The organism is Xenorhabdus sp. KJ12.1, from assembly GCF_963876495.1.
In the GTDB taxonomy this organism is placed as follows: domain Bacteria; phylum Pseudomonadota; class Gammaproteobacteria; order Enterobacterales; family Enterobacteriaceae; genus Xenorhabdus; species Xenorhabdus stockiae.
Map to the genome: position 1 here is coordinate 1 of NZ_CAWNQH010000008.1, position 827 is coordinate 827.

An 827-nucleotide genomic window follows, 5' to 3' on the forward strand; every position below is an offset into this window, starting at 1 on the left:
AAACCGCACGTTAACGTTGGTACTATCGGCCACGTTGACCACGGTAAAACTACCCTGACTGCTGCAATCACCACCGTTCTGGCAAAAACCTACGGCGGTAACGCACGTGCATTCGATCAGATCGATAACGCACCAGAAGAAAAAGCACGTGGTATCACCATCTCTACTTCTCACGTAGAGTATGATACTCCAACTCGCCACTACGCGCACGTTGACTGCCCAGGCCACGCCGACTATGTGAAAAACATGATCACCGGTGCTGCTCAGATGGACGGTGCAATTCTGGTTGTTGCTGCAACTGATGGCCCAATGCCACAGACTCGTGAGCACATCCTGCTGGGTCGTCAGGTAGGCGTTCCTTACATCATCGTGTTCCTGAACAAATGTGACATGGTTGATGATGAAGAGCTGCTGGAACTGGTTGAAATGGAAGTTCGTGAGCTGCTGTCTCAGTACGACTTCCCAGGCGACGACACGCCAATCATCCGTGGTTCTGCTCTGAAAGCGCTGGAAGGCGACGCAGAGTGGGAAGCTAAAGTTGTTGAACTGGCTGAAGCACTGGATACTTACATCCCAGAACCAGAGCGTGACATTGACAAGCCATTCCTGCTGCCAATCGAAGACGTATTCTCCATCTCCGGCCGTGGTACTGTTGTAACTGGTCGTGTTGAGCGTGGTATCGTTAAAGTTGGTGACGAAGTTGAAATCGTTGGTATCAAAGATACTGCGAAAACAACTTGTACTGGCGTTGAAATGTTCCGCAAACTGCTGGACGAAGGCCGTGCGGGTGAGAACGTTGGTGTTCTGCTGCGTGGTACTAAGCGTGA

General features: G+C 51.1%; 1 protein-coding gene. It reads left to right on the forward strand.

Annotation, left to right across the window (positions count from 1 at the left end):
* A partial coding sequence (gene tuf / locus AACS92_RS02075) for an elongation factor Tu (protein WP_099112034.1) occupies positions 1 to 827 on the forward strand: 827 nt, incomplete at both ends.